We start from the raw sequence: 17,575 nt of genomic DNA, 5'->3' as shown, positions 1-17,575 counted from the left end.
GCGAGCTGCTTAAATCACTTTAAGCGCCAACCAGTACAGCGAACCGGAAAGCAGAATCGAGATTGGCAGGGTCAATAACCAGGCCAACAGGATGTTCTTCACGGTTTTACTCTGCACGCCGCCGCCGTCCACAATCATCGTCCCGGCGACTGCCGAAGAGAGGACGTGGGTGGTGGAAACCGGCATACCGGTATAGCTGGCCACGCCAATCGACAAGGCTGCGGTCATCTGAGCCGACACGCCCTGAGCGTAGGTCATGCCCTTCTTACCGATCTTCTCGCCAATGGTAGTCGCAACGCGCTGCCAACCCACCATAGTACCGAGTGACAACGCCAGAGCTACCGCGACGATAATCCAGATCGGTGCATACTCAACGGTTTGCAGCAGATCCTGACGCAGGTTTTTCAGGAAGCGTTGGTCCTGGCTAGAGGTTTCCGGCAGCTTGGCGACCTTATCCGCGGTATCCGTTACGCACATCAGCAGGCGACGCAGGTGGCTGCGTTGATCTACCGTCAGTTGATCGTAACTTTGCAGGTTGTTCAGCAAACCTGAGGCAAGCTGAATCGCCGGCATGGCGCGGGCACTGTCACAATGGAACTCGACGGGTTTATCCGGCGAGACGTCCTCATCCGGGCTTGGCACCAACGGAGTCAGAGCGACCACATGCGACAGGGCGTCACTGTGTTGCTGGTAATATTGCTGCAGGTGGGCAACGGCATCACGCGTACGGGTGATGTCATAACCGGTTGCATTCATATTAAGCACGAAGCCGGCCGGAGCCACGCCGATCAGCACCAGCATAATCAGGCCGATACCTTTCTGGCCGTCGTTGGCGCCGTGCGAGAAGCTGACGCCGATAGCCGACAGGATCAGTGCGATACGGGTCCAGAACGGCGGCTTGCGTTTGCCGTCGACCTTTTCACGTTCAGCAGGCGTCATGTGGATACGCTGGCGTTTCTTGGTGCCACTCCAATAGCGGCGCAAGGCAAACACCATCAACCCGGCGACCATCATGCCAACCAGCGGCGAGATGAGCAATGACAGGAAAATACCAATCATTTTCGGGACGTTAAGCGCATCCACCACCGAAGTGTGGGTCATCAGTGCGTTGGTTAAACCCACACCAATAATTGCGCCAATCAGCGTATGGGAACTGGAGGCCGGCAGACCGAAATACCAGGTGCCGAGATTCCAGATAATAGCCGCCAGCAGCATGGAAAATACCATGGCTAATCCGTGTGCTGAACTGACGTTCAACAACAGATCTGTTGGCAACAGGTGAACAATGGCGTAAGCAACACTCAAACCACCGAGCATTACGCCAAGAAAGTTGAACAAACCAGCCATCACGACCGCAAGTTGCGAGCGCATGGCACGGGTATAGATTACTGTAGCAACCGCATTGGCCGTATCATGAAAACCGTTAATGGCTTCATAAAACAACACGAACAACAATGCGAGAATTAACATCAGGCCGGTATGGAAATCCAGGCCAGCGAACAAATGCAGCATAAGCGTTACGCCAGTTTGTGGACATGAACGCCGCGCATTATCCGTGACAACCGGGGCCGGGGAAAAGGAAAATATGACGTTTTTTTGATTTAGATATGACGAAATGATGGCAGTGGTATGACAAAGATATGAAATATCAGTGCGTTATGCTGTCTTGCCCGTTGTAATATTTTCTTACTATGGTGTTGTCGGTGTCATGGCTTTACAATCTGCCGCCGTAAAGTTGCCGGTTACCGGTAGCGATTCGGCTTAATATGGCGGCCTTTTGTCGCGATTGTGATTTTTATTCAGAGAGGCGCAGGTGGAACAGTTTGATGTCGTGGTAATAGGTGCGGGCGCAGCGGGCATGTTTTGCGCGGCGCAGGCAGGGCAACTCGGTTGCCGGGTGCTGCTGCTCGACAACGGCAAAAAACCGGGCCGCAAAATCCTGATGTCCGGCGGCGGACGCTGTAACTTTACCAATATGTACACCGAACCGGCCGCTTACCTGTCGAATAACCCGCATTTTTGTAAATCGGCACTGGCGCGTTACACCCAGTGGGATTTTATCGATCTGATCAACCGCCACGGCATTGCCTACCACGAGAAAACGCTGGGGCAACTTTTCTGCGACGACTCGGCGCAGCAGGTGGTCGAACTGCTGGTCAAAGAGTGTGAGCTGGGTCAGGTGACAACGCGCCTGCGTAGCGAAGTGCTGGGCGTCGAAAAAACCGCCGAAGGCTTCGAACTGGCACTGAATGGCGAGAAAGTGAGTGCTCGCTCACTTGTGGTGGCCAGCGGCGGTCTGTCGATGCCGGGACTGGGGGCTACGCCGTTCGGCTACAAGCTGGCGGAGCAGTTTGGCCTGAAAGTACTGCCGACGCGTGCCGCGCTGGTGCCTTTTACGCTGCATAAACCGTTGCTGGAACATCTGCAGACCCTGTCTGGTGTCTCTGTGCCTGCGGTGATCACTGCCGAAAATGGCGTCAGCTTCCGCGAAAGCCTGCTTTTCACCCACCGTGGCCTGTCTGGTCCGGCGGTATTACAACTTTCCAGCTACTGGCAACCCGGTGAGTTTGTAAGCGTTAACTTACTTCCTGCGCTTGATCTGGCGGACTTCCTTAACGAGCAACGCCAGGCCCACCCGAATCAAAGCCTGAAAAACACCCTTGCGCTGCACCTGCCGAAGCGTCTGGTGGAGTGTTTGCAGACGTTAGGGCAATTACCGGAAGTCACGCTGAAGCAGTTGAACCCGACGCAGCAGGCTGCGCTGGTAGATACTTTGCAGAATTGGCGCGTGCAGCCGAACGGCACCGAAGGCTACCGTACTGCAGAAGTGACGCTTGGTGGTGTGGATACCAAAGCACTGTCCTCCAAGACGATGGAGGCCGCCAAGGTGCCGGGCCTGTACTTTATCGGCGAAGTGGTGGATGTGACAGGGTGGCTGGGGGGCTATAACTTCCAGTGGGCCTGGAGCTCGGCCTGGGCCTGTGCTCAGGCTTTGGCTGTGCAGGGGCAATAAAGTCCGGCGAATGGCAATGTAGATTGCGCTGGTGCCAGCCGATGGGAGGCCTGGTGGTACTTACCTCCCAAGATTATTCCGCATAGCGGAAGGCGTCTGGCCAAAGTAACGGCGAAATTGGGTACTGAATTGCCCGGGTGAACTAAAACCGCACTGCAGGGCAATGGCGGTCAGTGTGAGTGCCGTTTGGGTGACTTGCTGACGGGCCCGCTCCAGGCGCCGTGATAAGACATATTGGTACGGCGGCAGGCCAAAGTGTTGCCGAAAAGCACGAGAAAAATGAAAAATGCTCAGGTCGGCAATCTTTGCCAAATCCTGCAAGGTAATATTATCGCCCAGGTTGTCTTCTATATAACTGGCCAGCAGTTCGCGCACCGGCCGGGAAAGAATTTCACGGTGTTGCCGGTCCGGTATTGCCGCGTGCTGATAACGTGCAGCTTCAGCCAACATAGCGATCATCAGTGAAGCGGCGTGCAGCTCGCTGTCACTTTGCTGCAGACCAAGGCATAACTGTTTAAGCACCGGGTTGCGCAGGTTTGCCCCAGGTTCAATGATCAGGCCTGCTTTTCCGCCAGGAATTAACTCAATCAACTGTGGTGAAATCGAGATTGCGGTATAGCTTAATGTGCCTTCGGCATAGCTCATGGCGTCAAAATCGCATCCCGCTGGAATGATATCGGCGACCTGACCTATAACCCGCGTTGCCGACGTGCGTTTTTGGTCGAACCAAACATCACCGCTGATGGTTGTGCTGCCATCGACCGAGTGATAGCCGTCATAGACGATCAACGTATGGGCTGGACGAATCAGACGAGCTTCATGAGGGCCGCTGACTCGTACGAGATCGACCCGGCCATAGTCCCAGCAACGTGAAGAGCGCTGTAATTCTTTTTCGTTGGTATAAACCAGCCCGTCAGATTTCATCCTTAACCTTCTCAAGTAAATCCTGTGCTATTTATTATGATTACCTGTGCGTAGCAACCGCCTGATATTGCGATTATGCCTACTCCATTGGCTGCGTTAATAAATATTCCCTTCTGATATGATATTTCGCAATAAAAATAGTGTTAATTTTAATTTCTTGCTATTGGGGTTAACTATTTCAGGATGTATATATTACATGATGTAATTTTACATTTGTTCTTCGGTATGTTTACAACATTTTGTTAACCTATAATTTAACTGACGTATAGGTGGTCGTATTTGTCGGAGTTTTCTTGCAGCTAAGGGGTATCCCCTGGTTCAAGAGGATTTAGATGAACTTAGCTATCAAATAGAGGAAACAAATTATGCACCATGACGATTTAAAACATGCCGCGGAACTGATGAAAAAGATGTTGGATAACTTTGCCAATAATCCGGAAAAGATCATCGATTTGTTTGCTGAGGATGCTGTTATTGAGTTTCCTTACGCGCCAGGTGAAGCCTACGGGTTCCCTAAAAGAATTGAAGGTAGGGCAGCGATTTTAAAATATGCCAAGGGCTTGCAGTCTGCATTACGTGATTACAAAATTAATCCCTTGAGTGATTGGGGGTGTTACTCACTGAGTGGATCTAAAAAGTTTCTGTTCGAATACACCGGGGATGCAATTACGGTTCCCGATAATAAACCCTACCATCAGGATATTCACGCATTTGTAGAAGTCCATCATGGAAAAATAACGTATTTTGAAGAGTACTGGGACGGATTTTACGCGATGATGGTGTTTGGCGCGATAACTGTAAAATCAGCCTGATATTTTCCCGGATTTACATTTGTTGCGCGTTATTTTCTACATGACGCGCAACATTCATAATAAATAGCAATAATCATAAAGAACCCCATGGGTTTTTTCTTTCAAATCCCAACATTCCCTCCGGCCGTTAACAAAATAAACCAAAAATAACATATTGGAAAACAGGCACGCATAATCAAAAATAAAACTAACTATTTAGGGTTAAATGGCGCCAGGAATAATTAAATTAAGAAGACATATTATGTTTATCAAATTATTTACACCTGGCAAGATTGGCAATCTCAGGTTAGCAAACCGGATGATTGTAACCTCTATTTCAACCCTGACGGCCACCGATGAAGGTTATGCCACTGAGCAACTTATGGCCTATTTAGCGCGTAAAGCCCAGGGTGGATGGGCGATGATCATCACGGAGTATTATGCCATAGCGCCACACGTCGGTTATTTCCCCCGGGCACTGGGGATTTGGAACGACGATCTGATAAAAAACCATACGGAATTGACACGGCGTGTACATCAAGCCGGTGCAAAGATTGCGGCGCAAATATCCCATGCAGGCAGAGAAATTTATCATGGGCATCCAAGAGAAAATGCCGTCAGCTCCTCAGCGCTGAAAGACGTTTACGGTGAGTTTAAACCGAGAGAGATGACCATTCCGGAAATTAAAAAAATCGTTTCTCAATTTGGTGATACGGCCAGAAACCTTAAAAAGGCCAATTTTGACGCAGTAGAAATTTATGCCGCGCATGGCTTCCTTATTTCAAACTTTTTGTCTAAATACACCAATCATCGAACTGATGAGTATGGTGGTAGTTTGAGAGATCGCATGCGGTTTCTGGAAGAGATTGTTAAGGATGTCAGGACTAAGGTCGGGGACGATTTTCCGGTATTGGTCAGGTTATCCACCAAGGAGTTTGTCCCCGGTGGGCTATCAATCGCAGAAACCCGGGTGATCGTCAAAAGGATGGAAGAACTGGGTATCGATGCCATCAATTGCTCTCAGGGCATTGTCACCGTCTCAAACAATATTGTTGAACCTTTCCAGGTGGGGAACGCACCTTTCGTCGATATTGCCGAGGAAATTAAAAAAATAGTCAGTATCCCGGTGATCACCACGGGGCGGATTAATGATGCCGACCTGGCTGAAACTACCCTGTTATCAGGGAAGAGCGATTTTGTCGGTATGGCACGTGCCTCTCTTGCGGATCCCGACCTGCCCAATAAGGTGTTGGCAGGGCGCTGGGATGAAATCCGCCACTGCATTGGCTGTAATCAGGGCTGCATTGGTAACAATGTCCGTGGGGAAATCTGTCGTTGTATGGTCAATCCAGAAATCAATCGTGAATATCAGCTGGATCTGACTAAAGCCGTCGATAAGAAGAACATCGTAATTATCGGCGGCGGCATTGCCGGTTGTGAAGCCGCTATTATGGCCGCGCGAAAAGGGCACGACGTTACCCTGTATGAAAAATCAGACCGACTGGGGGGAACCTGGTTAATCGCCAGTTTACCTTTATCTAAAGGCGAGTTGGTGTCGCTGGTTAAATGGCAAATCAGCGAAATGAAACGCCTGAATATAACCATAAAGCTGAATTCAGCCCCTGAGGTGGAAGAGATTGTGGCGTTAGCCCCGGATAAGGTGATTATTGCCACCGGAAGCCAACCCTTTTTGCCGCCTGTGAGCGGGATTGAGAGTCAAATTGTCGTGCAGGCAAATAAGATATTAACGCAGGATGCGCCGTTTGGTGAGAATGTCGTGGTGATCGGCGGTGGCTCCGTGGGGGTAGAAACTGCCGAGTACATGGCCTTTTGCGGCAGTTCTATTACCATTGTGGAAATGCGCAATGAGATCCTTCCGGGCCTGGAGCGAGAAACTAAAATAGGCCTTAAAGAGGCTATTCGCCATTACCGTATGGATGTGATCAAATCGGCAAAAGTGGTCGGTATTGGCGATGATTATGTCGCCATTGAGAAAAACGGTAAACAGATCAGGCTGGATGATGTTGATACCGTAGTGGTGGCAGCAGGCTCCCGTTCGGTCAACAAACTGGAAACCCCGCTGAATGAGGCGGGGATTTTAACCCATGTCATTGGCGATGCTAAGCAGGTGCGCAATGGCCTAGCGGCCATGCACGAAGGTTATCTTGCCGGCTATGGAGCATAAAGGCGGCTCCCGTTGTTGACGGGCATTAAGCAAACCGGTGGAGCATGATTAGGCTGAAGCCGGTTGCAGCGTCGCCACTAAAAAATCCATCAGGCTGCGCAGCGCCAGCGACTTATGCCGCTGGTGCGGGTAGACCATAATAAAGGGCCGCGTGGCTCCGCCATATTCCGTCAGGATCTCCACCAGTTGGCCGCTTGCCAGCAGCTCTTCTACGGTAAAACGGTAAGTCTGAAATACCCCCATGCCATGTTTTGCCAGCGTCAGCCCGCCCAAAAAATCCCCATTGCAGCTGGCATTGCCGCGAGTGGCAACATCGATCAATTTATTATTGTGCTTAAGCGTCCAGGGGGCGCTTTTGCCGGTGCTGGGCAGCTCAAACTGAATGCAGTTATGTTGGGCCAGATCTTCCGGTTGCTTGGGTTCACCGGCCCGCGCCAGATAATCGGCAGAGGCAACCACCACCAACTCGGCATCTTCCAGCTTACGGGCAATCAGGTTTGAGTCAGCGGGGTGATAACCGCGGATCGCCAGATCGTATCCGCCATCCGTAAGGTCAACGTTGTAGTTGTTAAGGTTCAGCGCCAACTGAATTTTAGGGTAGCGTTGGCTAAAGGCCGCCAGGACCGGCAACAGCCGAAAGTGAGCGTAAGGCGTGGGGATACTGACGCGTAGTAACCCTGCGGGCTCCAACTGCTGGCCTTGTATCTGCCGTTCTGCATTGTCGATTAATGCTATCGCCTCCCGGCATTGTTCAGCAAAGCCTTTGCCTGCATCGGTCAGGTGAATATGGCGAGTGGAACGGACAAACAGCCGGACACCCAGGCGATCTTCCAGCCGGGCGATCGAACGGCTGACCGCCGCTGGCGTAATGCCTGACGACACGGCCGCCGCTGAAAAACTGCCCACCTCAGCGACCAGGCAAAATAGCTCGAGCGTGCCCAATTGAAGATCGTCGAATTTTCGCTGCAATCTGTTACTCCATGTAATAAGCCCTGTGTTCTTTACCTTATTTATCATTCCGCAGGGGGGAAGTACAGTAGCTTTCTCTCAAGCAGTACTGGATATTTTAAGGAGATAACGAATGACTATTTTAGGTTATGAAACTGGCGAGATCCTTGCCAAAGCAGCAATGACTTCCGATTTTGAATTAGTTGGCGATATTCCGAATCAGGTGCTGGTTGATCAAATGGAAATAGAACGACGCAGCATGGATATTCGTCCTGGCATGAACCGTAAATATTCGCCGCTGGGTTTCCATGCCGCCACGGGCGCGCAAATTAATGGTGGCCGATATTTGTTTGATACCTGGGAAAATGTGAGCGATTACGCCCGTTTTACCAGTGAAGAGCTGGAGTTTGAACCGGGGGTTAAATTCTGGGACCGCGATATTTTTGGCCCGGTAGATCGTCATATCTGGAAGGTGATTGGTGCCCATGACTTTACCCCATTAGCGACCACTCACCATGTGAACCGCTTCGAGCGCTGGACATTCAATGGCGATAATCCAGAGCAGTTGCTGACCCGCATCTGGCCGACCCTGCGCAAGCAGGCCGAAAAGCAGGGGCTGGCGGCGGTGTGGTTGATGTACCAGCCGGATGAGAAACAAATCGCCATCCTGAGCGTTGCCAGCAAGGTTGATGGCGACCAGCCGAGTAACGTTGCGACACGCTCAATAGATCGTCTGGCGTTACTTCCATCAGCGGAACCCCTGTTGCCATTAGAGCTTAATGTGCAAAAAGTATTTGATCGCACTACGCCGATCCTGACGATGTGGTTACCACTGTCGCGGCACTTACATGGCGAGCCTTCGGCTTACCCTATGTCGCCTCCTTTTGCCCAACCTCAGGTTGCACCACAGCGCGTGTAACCGAGACTGCTGCTTTGCGAGCTTCTCGCAAGGCCCAGCGTTAATCAGGGCCGCTGGTTGGTCAGCGGTCTGTAATTTTTCAGTATTACTGCTTCAGCGGTCAGGTAGTTATCCCCAGCAGAGTAGTCCTGATGATATTTGATAAGTAAGGAAATAGTATGTTTGCTAAAAAAACAGTATTGATCACCGGTGCATCCTCAGGCCTGGGGAAAGCGATGGCAGAGCACTTTCTGGCTAAGGGCGCCAATGTTGTGATTAACGGTCGGACCGCGTCGAAACTAGAAAAGTTTCTGGCTGAACACCCTGCCGATAAAGATCGCATTGCATTGGCGCCCGGAGATATTAGTCTGAAAACCACCAGTGATAATATGGCCCGGGTGGCGATGGAAAAATTCGGTACCATAGATGTGCTGATCAATAATGCGGGTATCTTTGTTCCCAAGCCTTTCCTTGATGAGACCGAAGAGAATTTGGATCGTTATTACGCCAGTGGTGTAAAAGGACCTTACTTTGCGTCACAGGCGGTGATCCCTACCATGATCAAGCAAGGCGGCGGTTCTATCATTAATATCGGTTCAATGTGGGTAGAGCACCCGCTTGAAGCGACGCCAAGCTCCGCCTCACAGGTGGCCAAAGGGGGTATGCACACGCTGACCCGCCATCTGGCGATCGAGTTTGCCAAAGACAATATCCGGGTTAACACCATTGCACCGGGCGTGATCGAAACCCCGCTGTACGATGAACTGATGGATAAAGAGGCCTTCCGCGCGTTGGCGAACCTGCACCCATTACGCAAACTGGGTAAAATATCCGACATTGTCGCCTGGGCCGATATGCTGGCCGGCGAAGGTAGCCGGTTTGTGACCGGGCAAACCCTGCTTGTTGACGGCGGTATCACCGCGGGTAACCATGTAATTTAAGTATGTGAATTTTCACTAGCATTAAACGCATGCGGCCACTGCCTTCCCCGGCAGTGGCCGCATGCGTTATATATCAGTTATAAGATTTAAATGAATCGGTAAGTGAAAAGTATTTGCACGTGATAAAGCTAAAAAAACACCCCCCCTTATTCCCATCGCTGCATTAATGAATCATTGTTTAATGATTAAATTATTATATGTATTTATATGTAGCGTTGAAAATATGTGAACTACGCGTTTTTATTTTATTGGTATCGGCTTGCTTTTGAGATTTTTACAGGTTAACAATAAATAGAGTTAAAAGGTGTAGGTCAATTAAACGATACTAATAAAATGAACCGTTAATGAAAACTATTGATTGCAATTTATTAGATCAGATAGCCGTTGGCCGAGGAAATAATGGCGGGGGCCGTACCGATAATGGTGATAGGGGGCGGGGCGCTTTTGGGGGAGATGCCAATCCAAACAGCGTAAATGGCCAGTGCCATTGGTAATTGTAAGTAATGTTCGGGTAATATTTACTCGAACATTTAATAAATAAATTCGCAAAGAAGGTTAACATGGCAAGTCGAAAATCCTGGATGCCGTCAGCTGCAGCTGCTTGTTCCTTTAATATGTGGATTGTCAATCAATCATCATTGCAGATTGCCCAGTTTTGTGGGGATGTCTTTGATATCATTGTCGCGGTGCTTTCTTTTATCGGGTTTTATACCTTGTCGATGAATGTATTTGCTTTGTACTTTTGGCATAAGGGGGAAGAGTTTAAGTAACCGCTATCAATTACCGTTTCTTTTTAATTTAACTCGTAAAAGGAGAGTGGCATGGAAAGCAGAAAATCCTGTAGGCCGCTAGCTGCGGCTGCCAGTTTTTTTAATCTATGGTTTATCAATAAGTCATCATTGCAGATTGTTCAGCCTTGTGGGCAGTTGATTGACGTTATCGTCGCAGCTCTTTCTTTTGTAGGTTTTTATACCCTGTGGATGAGTATCTTCGCTTTATACTATTGGTGTAATGATAAAGAGTTTAAATAACAGCCATCACTTACCGCTTCGTTTTAGCCCTACCTTCATCTGCGGTATTGCCTGTTTAAAATTTGGGGTAGTCAAACCTCCCGTGAGCCGCTAAGCCTTGTGCGTCGACAGCAGGATGCTGGTCTCGGTATTGGAAATACCGGCGATGCGCCGGATGCGGCCCAAAATTTTATCGAAGTTCTCCAGGCTGTCGGTACGGATCTCCACCAGAATGTCCCATTTGCCGTTGGTGGTGTGCAGGGTGAAGACCGAAGGCTCACCGCGCAGCTGTTGCAACACGCTTTGCGCCTTGGTGCCTTCTACCGCCACAGACATCCAGGCACGGATGCGGTTATGTTCCACGCCCGGTTTTATACGGATGGTGTAGCCGGTGATGATCCCCTGTGCTTCCAGCGCCTCAATTCTTTTTTGTACCGTTGCGCGCGAGACTCGCACCTTGCCGGCGATCTCGGTGACGGAGGTACGCGCGTTTTCGCGCAGCAGCGCGAGGATCTGGCGATCGGTATCATTCATGCTGTCAAAGTGTCACTGTTAAGTATCGATTTGTAAAAATATAGAGCAATTTAGTCATTTTTCACACTGTTTGGCTTCAAGTTGATTATCCATAATGGTGTAGTGCCAGCCCTTGGAAAATCCTGAACCCGGTGAGAAATATCATGCAAACCACCCAATCCGTTTTTATGATCAGGCCGTCTGGCTTTGCCGCCAATCAGGAAACCCTGCTCAGTAATTTTTTCCAGAAGATTACGCAGAAAAATGAAAATCACATGGCAGAGGCATTGGTTGCCTTTAACGGCTACGTCGCTGCATTACAGCAAGCCGGGGTCGATGTCAGGGTGATTGATGAGATTAGCGGGCAGGAAACGCCGGACGCCTTATTTCCCAATAACTGGATTGCTCTGTTGGGTGACGGCAGCCTGTTCACCTTTCCGATGGAAGCGCTCAACCGACGACGGGAACGCCGCCAGGATATTATCGCGCAGCTCGCCAATGATTTTGTGATTGAACGACGAATCGATCTTTCCACCCACGAATTGGCCGGACGCTTTCTGGAAGGCACCGGCTCACTGATCCTGGATCACCAGCACAAGCTGGCTTACTGCTGCCTGTCTTCCCGCAGTTCGCCGGAGGTTGGCCACGAATTTGAATGCCACTCCGGCTATAAGATTGTGTGGTTTGACGCGGTGGATCGTAATAATCAACCGATCTATCACACCAATGTGATGATGAGCGTCGGCGCTCAGTTCGCCATTATTTGTCTTGAAAGCCTGTGTAATGAGGCGCAAAAAAGCGCGCTGATCGCCACGCTGGAACGCAGCGGAAAAACCCTTATTGACGTCAGCTTCGCTCAGATGGAGGCGTTCGCCTGCAACGTATTGGAACTGCGCGCCGAAGACGGCAGCCCGGTTTACGCCATGTCGACCCGCGCCTGGGCCAGTTTCACCCTGCAGCAGCAGGGGTTGATTAGCGGTTATGCCCGACTGGCACTGGGGCCGATCGACATTATTGAAGATCTCGGCGGCGGTGGTGCACGCTGCATGCTGGCGGAGATCTTCCTGCAAAAGAAACTGGCGGTGGGTTGATCCCTGCCGGTTTTAATTCAACCCCATCTGATTCAACAGCATTTTGTTTAGCTCGGTGTTTTTGTTTACGTTCAGCTTGCGCATCGCCGAGCGCTTATGGGCGCTGATGGTCTTCTGGCTGCGGTCTAACATGCCGGCGATGGTGCAGGCGGACATACCGGTGCTCATCAGTTTCAGCACTTTCTTTTCGCAACTGCTCAGGGCGGCGATGCGGCACTGCCGACATTTCCAGATGCCGCTGGCGTGCAGCGCCACCCAGGGCTGTTGGCAAAAATGCTCCAGTGCCATTTGCAACTTGTTGCGGATCATGGCGGTGGCATCGCGGCGGTTAATGCTGAACAGCGCCGGATGGGCGTGTGAATAACGGACGTCACGTTCATCGAGAACCAGCACGGTCATTTGCCGGTGGCGCGGCGTCTGGTGCGGGCTTTGATAGCAGCGGGCACAGCCACAGGTATCTTCCAGGGTGCGGAACACGATTTCGATCGGTTCCAGAGTCTGCAGATCGGCCGGATATCTACGGTGGCTGCTGTTCAGGCCTTGCAGATACTCTTCCAGTAGCAGCCGTAAGCCGAATTGATAAAAGTTATCGCTGCCCAGCAGGGTGAACCGAATATTAAGCATGATTACTCCTCAAAACGCATATCGTGCGGGAACAGTTGACGAGCCTGACGCTGCAGATCGGCGGCCCGTTGGGGGTGTTGCAGTAGACGACTGACCGCTATCAGGTTGATGTAGATATTGGCGTCCGGCCGCACAAGGATTTCGTTTTCTGCCCATTGCCGGTAACTCCACAGGGTGGTGGCATCGCGGGTTTGCGGATATTGCAGCAGCCGCTGCAACTGGACATCGTAGTCATATCGCCCCTGCCAGGGCGTCGGCGTCAGCACCTGGTTCATGGGGTCGAATTGCCGCAAGCCGGTTTTTTCCACCGCGGTAATGATCAGCGCGCTGTGCAGGCCGTTAAGCAGATAGGGCAGCATCAGTACAGCGGTGATGCCGGTGAACAGGCGCAGCGTTTGCTGTGGGCGGAGGGGTAATCGCAAACGGCGACGTACGTCGCCAGAACGCAGGATCACCAGCAGCAGCACGGCATGGGCGGCGGAAAGATAAAGTGGGTACTCCACCATCATGTGCAGCAGGATCGGCAGCGCCGCCAGCCAGGGGGCGGGGCGCAGTGGCAATGCTCGGGTGCGTTGCAGCAAACGCCATAACCCCCAGCAGACGATAGCGATGCCGCTCAGGCTGAGCAGGCCGCCTTCGATGCCCCACAGCAAAATTTCGTTATGCGGGTGGCTGATCGCGACACTTTCCATCCCGCTGCTGTGGGTGGTGTAGAAATGATGCAGAAAATCGTGTTGAAAATGACCGTAACCCCAGCCAAACCACGGGCGCTCGGCGATCATGCGTAGCGCTTCTTGCCAGTAAGCCAACCGGTAGAAAATCGGCTCCGCCACGGTGACCGCCCGCGTCGCGCCGTTGATCACCACCAGCAGCAGGCCGGAGCCAACCCCGGCAATCAGCAGCAACAAGGCGGCGGCGGCACGGCGGCGATTAATACGGTACAGCATCCACAGTTGCAGCGGCGACAGCAGCAGGGCGGCCAGCAGGCCGACGCGCGAGGCAATCACCACCAGCAACAGCGGCGCCAGTAACAATATGCTGGTGCTTAACCTTTGCAGGCTGCGCGACAAGGGGCGACTGTTGCTCAGCAGATACAGAGCCAGCGCCAGGCCGGTGGCCATAAAGCTGGCCATCAGGTTCCACTGCTGAAAGATGCCATAGGGGCGGTTTTTCAGACTGTTATAGCCGATCCAGTTGCCCGGTTGCAGCAGGCTGTATTGCACCAGACCGAACAGGGCCTCGATCACCGTCGCCGCCAGCAGCAATGTCAGCAGCCTGCGCCGCCGTGAGCGGTCGAGTGGGATCTGCAGCAACGCGAAGTAGGCCATTACGCCGAGTGCCAGCCCGATCAGGCGCGGTAAGGCTTCACTCAGCCAGGGTTGCTGCGCCCACAACAGCGGCAAAAATAAAATCAGGCCACCCAGTGCCAGCCGGTTAAAAAAGCCGGAAACCGCCAACGGCGGTCGACTGAACAGCATCGCGCCGAGGATAGTCAGGGCGATAAAAATTCCACCGACCAGATTCCACGGCAGATAAAAACCGCTGCCGCCGCGATTGGGCCAGTAAATATGCATGGCGATCAGGCAATAAAACGCCACCAGCCCGAATAACCAGGCCGCTTTGGGTTTGGACATCATCAAAGGTTCCTGCAGATGCCGGGCTTATTGGTAGGCCAGCACGAAATTGGCCACCGAGCTGAATTCGCCCTCGGTAATGGTTTTATTCTGTATCGCGCTGGGGTGACCCTGCACATAGGCGGTGAAATTCAGAATATTGGCGCCGTCCTGCAATGCCACCGCGCTGGTGGCCTGGTTCAAGTCAATATCGGCCCCTTTGCTGTCAAACAGGGCGATGGCGGCGCCGTTGGTGCCGTTATTAATCGCCAGCTTGCCCGGCAATTCGCCGTCTTCGGTGCCGCTGAAGGTCACGTTGACGGATTTGAACACCGTCGTTTTACAGTCGGTCAGCTTGATGTTGAAGGGCACCGGGTTGCTATGGCCGTAGCGGTACAGCGTTTTGACGATCACCGTGTCCATCTCCACCACCTGATCGGCCGATTGCGGTTCAATATTGCAGGGGCGGCTCACCACGGTGCCGTGGAACTGCAGCGGTGAACCGACCAGTTCGGTATCCGCCAGGGTTGGCAATGCTGCGAACCATAAGGGCGTGCAACTGAGCATCGCTAAAGCGCGTAAACGCATCGTCTGTTTCTCCCTGAGTTACTCGAAGGCCGCCACAATGGTGGCCGAGGCGTTAAATTCCCCTTCCGCGATTTCCTTACCGCCGCTGGCTAAGGGGGCCGCAACCAGGTTCCAACTGCCGCCGTTACCGATATTCGGCACCGGATAGAACTCATTCGGGACAACCAACTGGCCGTTATGTTTGATCTCAATACCGAGATCGGTTTTATCGGTTTTAAACGAGTTGTTGGAGAAGGGGGCCGGGGTGCCGGAGACCGCCAGTTTGATATTCAGCGTGCCGTCTTCAAAGCTGCCGCCTTCACACTGGAAGCGCACCGGAATGCTTTGCGGATAACTGTTGCCGTCCAGGTTGCTGCCGCTGATCTCACCGAACTCGACGTTGATCAGTTGCCCTTCGTTCACCACGCATTTATCCGGCACATACAGGATGGCGGACTGGATAAACACCTGCGCCATAGGGTTGGGGCCGAAACCACCGTCGGTAGAACCTAAACGGCCATACATCTCGATGATTTGCCGGTCATTAATCTGTACGCCGTTGATGATTTTTTTGCGTACCCGGAAGGTGATTTTACCTTTGGAGCCGCTGCCATAGTTATTGACCTGTAAAAAAGGCGGTTTGCAGGAGTGCTGATTTAGCAGATTGGACTCGTTATAAAACGGCACCGTGATATAGGCATTTTTATTGCCTGCGATCCAAACCTCGGCTTTTAAGTCCAGGAAGTCATTCAGTTTTAAATAGCCATTACCGTACTCGGAAGGAGGCAACGCCGAATCCGATTTATAAAAGTGTGGGCTGTTGGCGGGGATCGGGGTATCGCAATAGACCTTACCGGTATAGGTGCCGCCGAGGTCATAGGGAAACAACTTGGTAAAGCCGACCGTATTGGTAATGTTGGTTTCATTCAGATCGATATAAAACTGTTTTGGGCCGCCGTCCGGTGTCACATAGCCGTTGGCCCAGACGGCCGGGGCCGCCAGCGCCAGTGCCAGCGGCAGGCAGGTGTTCAGGTAGGATTTTTTCATTGCGTTTGTGAACCTCACAGGTAAATCACCTGAATATGTGCCACGCCGGAAAAGCCGGCGGCCATCACTGCTCGCTGAGTTGATTCCACGCTGGCGCTGAACCACAGCGTATTGCTGCCGGGCTGCAGAACGTAGGGGCGGCTCTGTTGATTGAGTGATAACGCACGACCTTGCTGATCCTTCAACCGCAGGCCGATGCCCTGCACGCCGCCGTTAAGTTTCAGCAGGTCCGGGTTGTTGACATCGCTGTCACCGAGAAACACCAGCGTAGCGGCCTGCTCCCCCTTTAAATAGAGCTGCCCGGCATCACCATTGCGTTGTCCCGTCGGGTTATCTGCCAGCGCTTTGGCCCCCAGCAGACAGTTGCGGAAGGAGAGACGAAAACGCACCGGAGTGCTTTGATCGCCGGCATTCTGGAAGTCACTTGCGTTGACGTCGCCCAAATCAATCGCCTGATCCTGGCTGTCCGGCGTCAGGCTGCAGGGAGAACTGAGCAGGCCGCCATGAAAGCTGACGGTGCCGGTGGTGCCTTGGATCACGCCCAGTGGCGTTGCCGCCGCTGCGCTGCCGGTGAACAGCAACGCGCCGAGCAGCAGGGGCCGCAGGCGGCCGCCGGTGAATTCAGCCATGCGCTAACTCCTTATTTTTTGGTATCGGGCACGGCGTTGCAGACGCTGCCGTTGCAGGCGAAGCGCAGCTCCGGGTGGCCGCCGTAGTCATTGATATAGGTGATGACAAAGCTGTTGAGGCCAGTGTCGCGTAGCTTAAGGGGCTCGTTGGATTTCGGTTTCAGCATCACCGGCTGGAAGTCACCCAATGCACCGCCGCCTTGTTTCTGTGTCTGACGGGTCATGCCGGTCAGCGTGATGTAAAACGGCGTAGGGTTCTCGACGGTGAAGCCACCGGCGCTTTTGTGAAACACCAGCTTCTCCTGCCACACTTCGCCTTTAGGCGCGACGATGCCCTTAGGCCGATAAAACAGTTTGATCTGGGTTTGCAGCGCCAACTGCATCACATTGGTTTTGCTGCTTTTCGGCGGGATCTCGCGCAGGTTGAAATAGAACACCGATTCACGATCCTGTGGCAGGCGGTCGGCCTCCGGCGTCTTGGTGATACGCACCACACTGCGTTCGCTGGCTTCAACCCGTTGCAATGGCGGCAATACCACCAACGGCGAGGTAATTTTCTGGTGCTGCTCGTTTTCCAGCCAGGACTGTGCCAGGAAAGGCAGTTCCTTGTTTTCGTTGACGATATTCAGGCTGATCGATTTCGCGTCGCTGAGGTAGATGGCACGGGTGCGATCCAGCGATATCGCCGCATTGGCGACAGGGGCTGCAGCGGCCAATGCCAGGCCCAGCGCGGCCATTTTTGCTAACGGAAAGTTATTCATAATCATCAATTCTCTGTGTT

At 52.4% G+C, this 17,575-nt stretch carries 18 protein-coding genes; 8 read left to right on the top strand and 10 right to left on the bottom strand.

From position 1 onward, the window contains the following. Window positions 1-9: 9 nt before the first annotated feature. The gene (pitA, locus tag NHG65_RS24660; RefSeq protein ID WP_099063443.1) at window positions 10-1,512 is read right to left on the bottom strand and encodes an inorganic phosphate transporter PitA; all 1,503 of its coding nucleotides are present in this window, start codon (window positions 1,510-1,512) and stop codon (window positions 10-12) included. A gap of 301 nt (window positions 1,513-1,813) precedes the next feature. Between pitA and NHG65_RS24655 the strand changes: the two genes are divergently transcribed. After that, window positions 1,814-3,013 carry a BaiN/RdsA family NAD(P)/FAD-dependent oxidoreductase gene (locus tag NHG65_RS24655; protein WP_207979783.1) on the top strand — a complete coding sequence of 400 codons (1,200 nt, stop codon included), beginning with the start codon at window positions 1,814-1,816 and terminating at the stop codon, window positions 3,011-3,013. A gap of 60 nt (window positions 3,014-3,073) precedes the next feature. Here the strand turns inward: NHG65_RS24655 and NHG65_RS24650 are convergent, their stop codons facing one another. After that, window positions 3,074-3,937 carry a helix-turn-helix domain-containing protein gene (locus NHG65_RS24650; protein WP_207979782.1) on the bottom strand — a complete coding sequence of 288 codons (864 nt, stop codon included), beginning with the start codon at window positions 3,935-3,937 and terminating at the stop codon, window positions 3,074-3,076. Between the two features lie 365 nt (window positions 3,938-4,302). Here NHG65_RS24650 and NHG65_RS24645 point away from each other — a divergent pair, with 365 nt between their 5' ends. Together NHG65_RS24645 and NHG65_RS24640 are read left to right on the top strand one after the other, a co-directional pair. After that, window positions 4,303-4,749, top strand: coding sequence for a nuclear transport factor 2 family protein (locus NHG65_RS24645; protein ID WP_207979781.1), 447 nt, complete (start codon window positions 4,303-4,305; stop codon window positions 4,747-4,749). A 241-nt stretch (window positions 4,750-4,990) separates the two neighbouring features. Then, window positions 4,991-6,913, top strand: coding sequence for an FAD-dependent oxidoreductase (locus NHG65_RS24640; protein WP_499182772.1), 1,923 nt, complete (start codon window positions 4,991-4,993; stop codon window positions 6,911-6,913). A gap of 48 nt (window positions 6,914-6,961) precedes the next feature. Here the strand turns inward: NHG65_RS24640 and NHG65_RS24635 are convergent, their stop codons facing one another. Next, window positions 6,962-7,882, bottom strand: a complete 921-nt coding sequence (locus NHG65_RS24635; RefSeq protein ID WP_207979777.1) for a LysR family transcriptional regulator — start codon at window positions 7,880-7,882, stop codon at window positions 6,962-6,964. Between the two features lie 112 nt (window positions 7,883-7,994). Here NHG65_RS24635 and NHG65_RS24630 point away from each other — a divergent pair, with 112 nt between their 5' ends. From NHG65_RS24630 to NHG65_RS24615, 4 genes are all read left to right on the top strand, one after another. Further along, complete coding sequence (locus tag NHG65_RS24630; protein WP_099063449.1) at window positions 7,995-8,780, top strand: hypothetical protein; 786 nt, start codon at window positions 7,995-7,997, stop codon at window positions 8,778-8,780. Between the two features lie 158 nt (window positions 8,781-8,938). After that, the gene (locus NHG65_RS24625) at window positions 8,939-9,700 is read left to right on the top strand and encodes an SDR family NAD(P)-dependent oxidoreductase (RefSeq protein WP_099063450.1); all 762 of its coding nucleotides are present in this window, start codon (window positions 8,939-8,941) and stop codon (window positions 9,698-9,700) included. A 560-nt stretch (window positions 9,701-10,260) separates the two neighbouring features. After that, window positions 10,261-10,470 carry a hypothetical protein gene (locus NHG65_RS24620; protein ID WP_207979773.1) on the top strand — a complete coding sequence of 70 codons (210 nt, stop codon included), beginning with the start codon at window positions 10,261-10,263 and terminating at the stop codon, window positions 10,468-10,470. 51 nt (window positions 10,471-10,521) lie between these two features. Continuing rightward, window positions 10,522-10,731 carry a hypothetical protein gene (locus NHG65_RS24615; protein WP_207979771.1) on the top strand — a complete coding sequence of 70 codons (210 nt, stop codon included), beginning with the start codon at window positions 10,522-10,524 and terminating at the stop codon, window positions 10,729-10,731. 90 nt (window positions 10,732-10,821) lie between these two features. Here the strand turns inward: NHG65_RS24615 and NHG65_RS24610 are convergent, their stop codons facing one another. Then, the gene (locus NHG65_RS24610) at window positions 10,822-11,244 is read right to left on the bottom strand and encodes an Lrp/AsnC family transcriptional regulator (protein ID WP_219017166.1); all 423 of its coding nucleotides are present in this window, start codon (window positions 11,242-11,244) and stop codon (window positions 10,822-10,824) included. 143 nt (window positions 11,245-11,387) lie between these two features. Here NHG65_RS24610 and ctlX point away from each other — a divergent pair, with 143 nt between their 5' ends. Then, window positions 11,388-12,314, top strand: coding sequence for a citrulline utilization hydrolase CtlX (ctlX, locus tag NHG65_RS24605; protein ID WP_207979767.1), 927 nt, complete (start codon window positions 11,388-11,390; stop codon window positions 12,312-12,314). Window positions 12,315-12,326: 12 nt separating this feature from the next. Here ctlX and NHG65_RS24600 read toward each other — a convergent pair whose 3' ends face one another. The 6 genes from NHG65_RS24600 to NHG65_RS24575 are packed head-to-tail and all read right to left on the bottom strand — an operon-like array spanning window position 12,327 to window position 17,561. Further along, window positions 12,327-12,938 carry a helix-turn-helix transcriptional regulator gene (locus NHG65_RS24600; protein WP_207979765.1) on the bottom strand — a complete coding sequence of 204 codons (612 nt, stop codon included), beginning with the start codon at window positions 12,936-12,938 and terminating at the stop codon, window positions 12,327-12,329. 2 nt (window positions 12,939-12,940) lie between these two features. Beyond that, on the bottom strand, window positions 12,941-14,575 hold the full coding sequence (locus NHG65_RS24595) for a PglL family O-oligosaccharyltransferase (RefSeq protein ID WP_207979763.1): 1,635 nt from the start codon (window positions 14,573-14,575) through the stop codon (window positions 12,941-12,943). A gap of 24 nt (window positions 14,576-14,599) precedes the next feature. Further along, the gene (locus NHG65_RS24590) at window positions 14,600-15,139 is read right to left on the bottom strand and encodes a fimbrial protein (protein WP_207979761.1); all 540 of its coding nucleotides are present in this window, start codon (window positions 15,137-15,139) and stop codon (window positions 14,600-14,602) included. Between the two features lie 18 nt (window positions 15,140-15,157). Then, on the bottom strand, window positions 15,158-16,165 hold the full coding sequence (locus tag NHG65_RS24585) for a fimbrial protein (RefSeq protein ID WP_207979759.1): 1,008 nt from the start codon (window positions 16,163-16,165) through the stop codon (window positions 15,158-15,160). Between the two features lie 14 nt (window positions 16,166-16,179). Further along, window positions 16,180-16,794 (bottom strand): fimbrial protein, encoded by a 615-nt coding sequence (locus NHG65_RS24580; RefSeq protein WP_499182771.1) that lies wholly within the window; start codon window positions 16,792-16,794, stop codon window positions 16,180-16,182. 11 nt (window positions 16,795-16,805) lie between these two features. Further along, window positions 16,806-17,561 carry a fimbrial biogenesis chaperone gene (locus NHG65_RS24575; RefSeq protein ID WP_499182770.1) on the bottom strand — a complete coding sequence of 252 codons (756 nt, stop codon included), beginning with the start codon at window positions 17,559-17,561 and terminating at the stop codon, window positions 16,806-16,808. Between the last annotated feature and the right edge of the window lie 14 nt (window positions 17,562-17,575).

It is taken from the genome of Serratia myotis, from assembly GCF_027474885.1.
Classification (GTDB): domain Bacteria; phylum Pseudomonadota; class Gammaproteobacteria; order Enterobacterales; family Enterobacteriaceae; genus Serratia; species Serratia proteamaculans.
The sequence above is the reverse complement of the archived record's forward strand: the minus strand, read 5'-3'. Positions and strand labels throughout refer to the sequence as shown.

Excerpts from the sequence above, each read along its gene's own strand:
- NHG65_RS24630 (WP_099063449.1), top strand. The coding sequence starts at position 7,995 with ATGACTATTTTAGGTTATGAAACTGGCGAGATCCTTGCCAAAGCAGCA.
- NHG65_RS24625 (WP_099063450.1), top strand. The coding sequence starts at position 8,939 with ATGTTTGCTAAAAAAACAGTATTGATCACCGGTGCATCCTCAGGCCTG.
- NHG65_RS24600 (WP_207979765.1), bottom strand. The coding sequence starts at position 12,938 with ATGCTTAATATTCGGTTCACCCTGCTGGGCAGCGATAACTTTTATCAA.
- NHG65_RS24585 (WP_207979759.1), bottom strand. The coding sequence starts at position 16,165 with ATGAAAAAATCCTACCTGAACACCTGCCTGCCGCTGGCACTGGCGCTG.
- NHG65_RS24580 (WP_499182771.1), bottom strand. The coding sequence starts at position 16,794 with ATGGCTGAATTCACCGGCGGCCGCCTGCGGCCCCTGCTGCTCGGCGCG.
- ctlX (WP_207979767.1), top strand. The coding sequence starts at position 11,388 with ATGCAAACCACCCAATCCGTTTTTATGATCAGGCCGTCTGGCTTTGCC.
- NHG65_RS24640 (WP_499182772.1), top strand. The coding sequence starts at position 4,991 with ATGTTTATCAAATTATTTACACCTGGCAAGATTGGCAATCTCAGGTTA.
- NHG65_RS24650 (WP_207979782.1), bottom strand. The coding sequence starts at position 3,937 with ATGAAATCTGACGGGCTGGTTTATACCAACGAAAAAGAATTACAGCGC.
- NHG65_RS24615 (WP_207979771.1), top strand. The coding sequence starts at position 10,522 with ATGGAAAGCAGAAAATCCTGTAGGCCGCTAGCTGCGGCTGCCAGTTTT.
- pitA (WP_099063443.1), bottom strand. The coding sequence starts at position 1,512 with ATGCTGCATTTGTTCGCTGGCCTGGATTTCCATACCGGCCTGATGTTA.
- NHG65_RS24645 (WP_207979781.1), top strand. The coding sequence starts at position 4,303 with ATGCACCATGACGATTTAAAACATGCCGCGGAACTGATGAAAAAGATG.
- NHG65_RS24590 (WP_207979761.1), bottom strand. The coding sequence starts at position 15,139 with ATGCGTTTACGCGCTTTAGCGATGCTCAGTTGCACGCCCTTATGGTTC.
- NHG65_RS24620 (WP_207979773.1), top strand. The coding sequence starts at position 10,261 with ATGGCAAGTCGAAAATCCTGGATGCCGTCAGCTGCAGCTGCTTGTTCC.
- NHG65_RS24610 (WP_219017166.1), bottom strand. The coding sequence starts at position 11,244 with ATGAATGATACCGATCGCCAGATCCTCGCGCTGCTGCGCGAAAACGCG.
- NHG65_RS24575 (WP_499182770.1), bottom strand. The coding sequence starts at position 17,561 with ATGATTATGAATAACTTTCCGTTAGCAAAAATGGCCGCGCTGGGCCTG.
- NHG65_RS24595 (WP_207979763.1), bottom strand. The coding sequence starts at position 14,575 with ATGATGTCCAAACCCAAAGCGGCCTGGTTATTCGGGCTGGTGGCGTTT.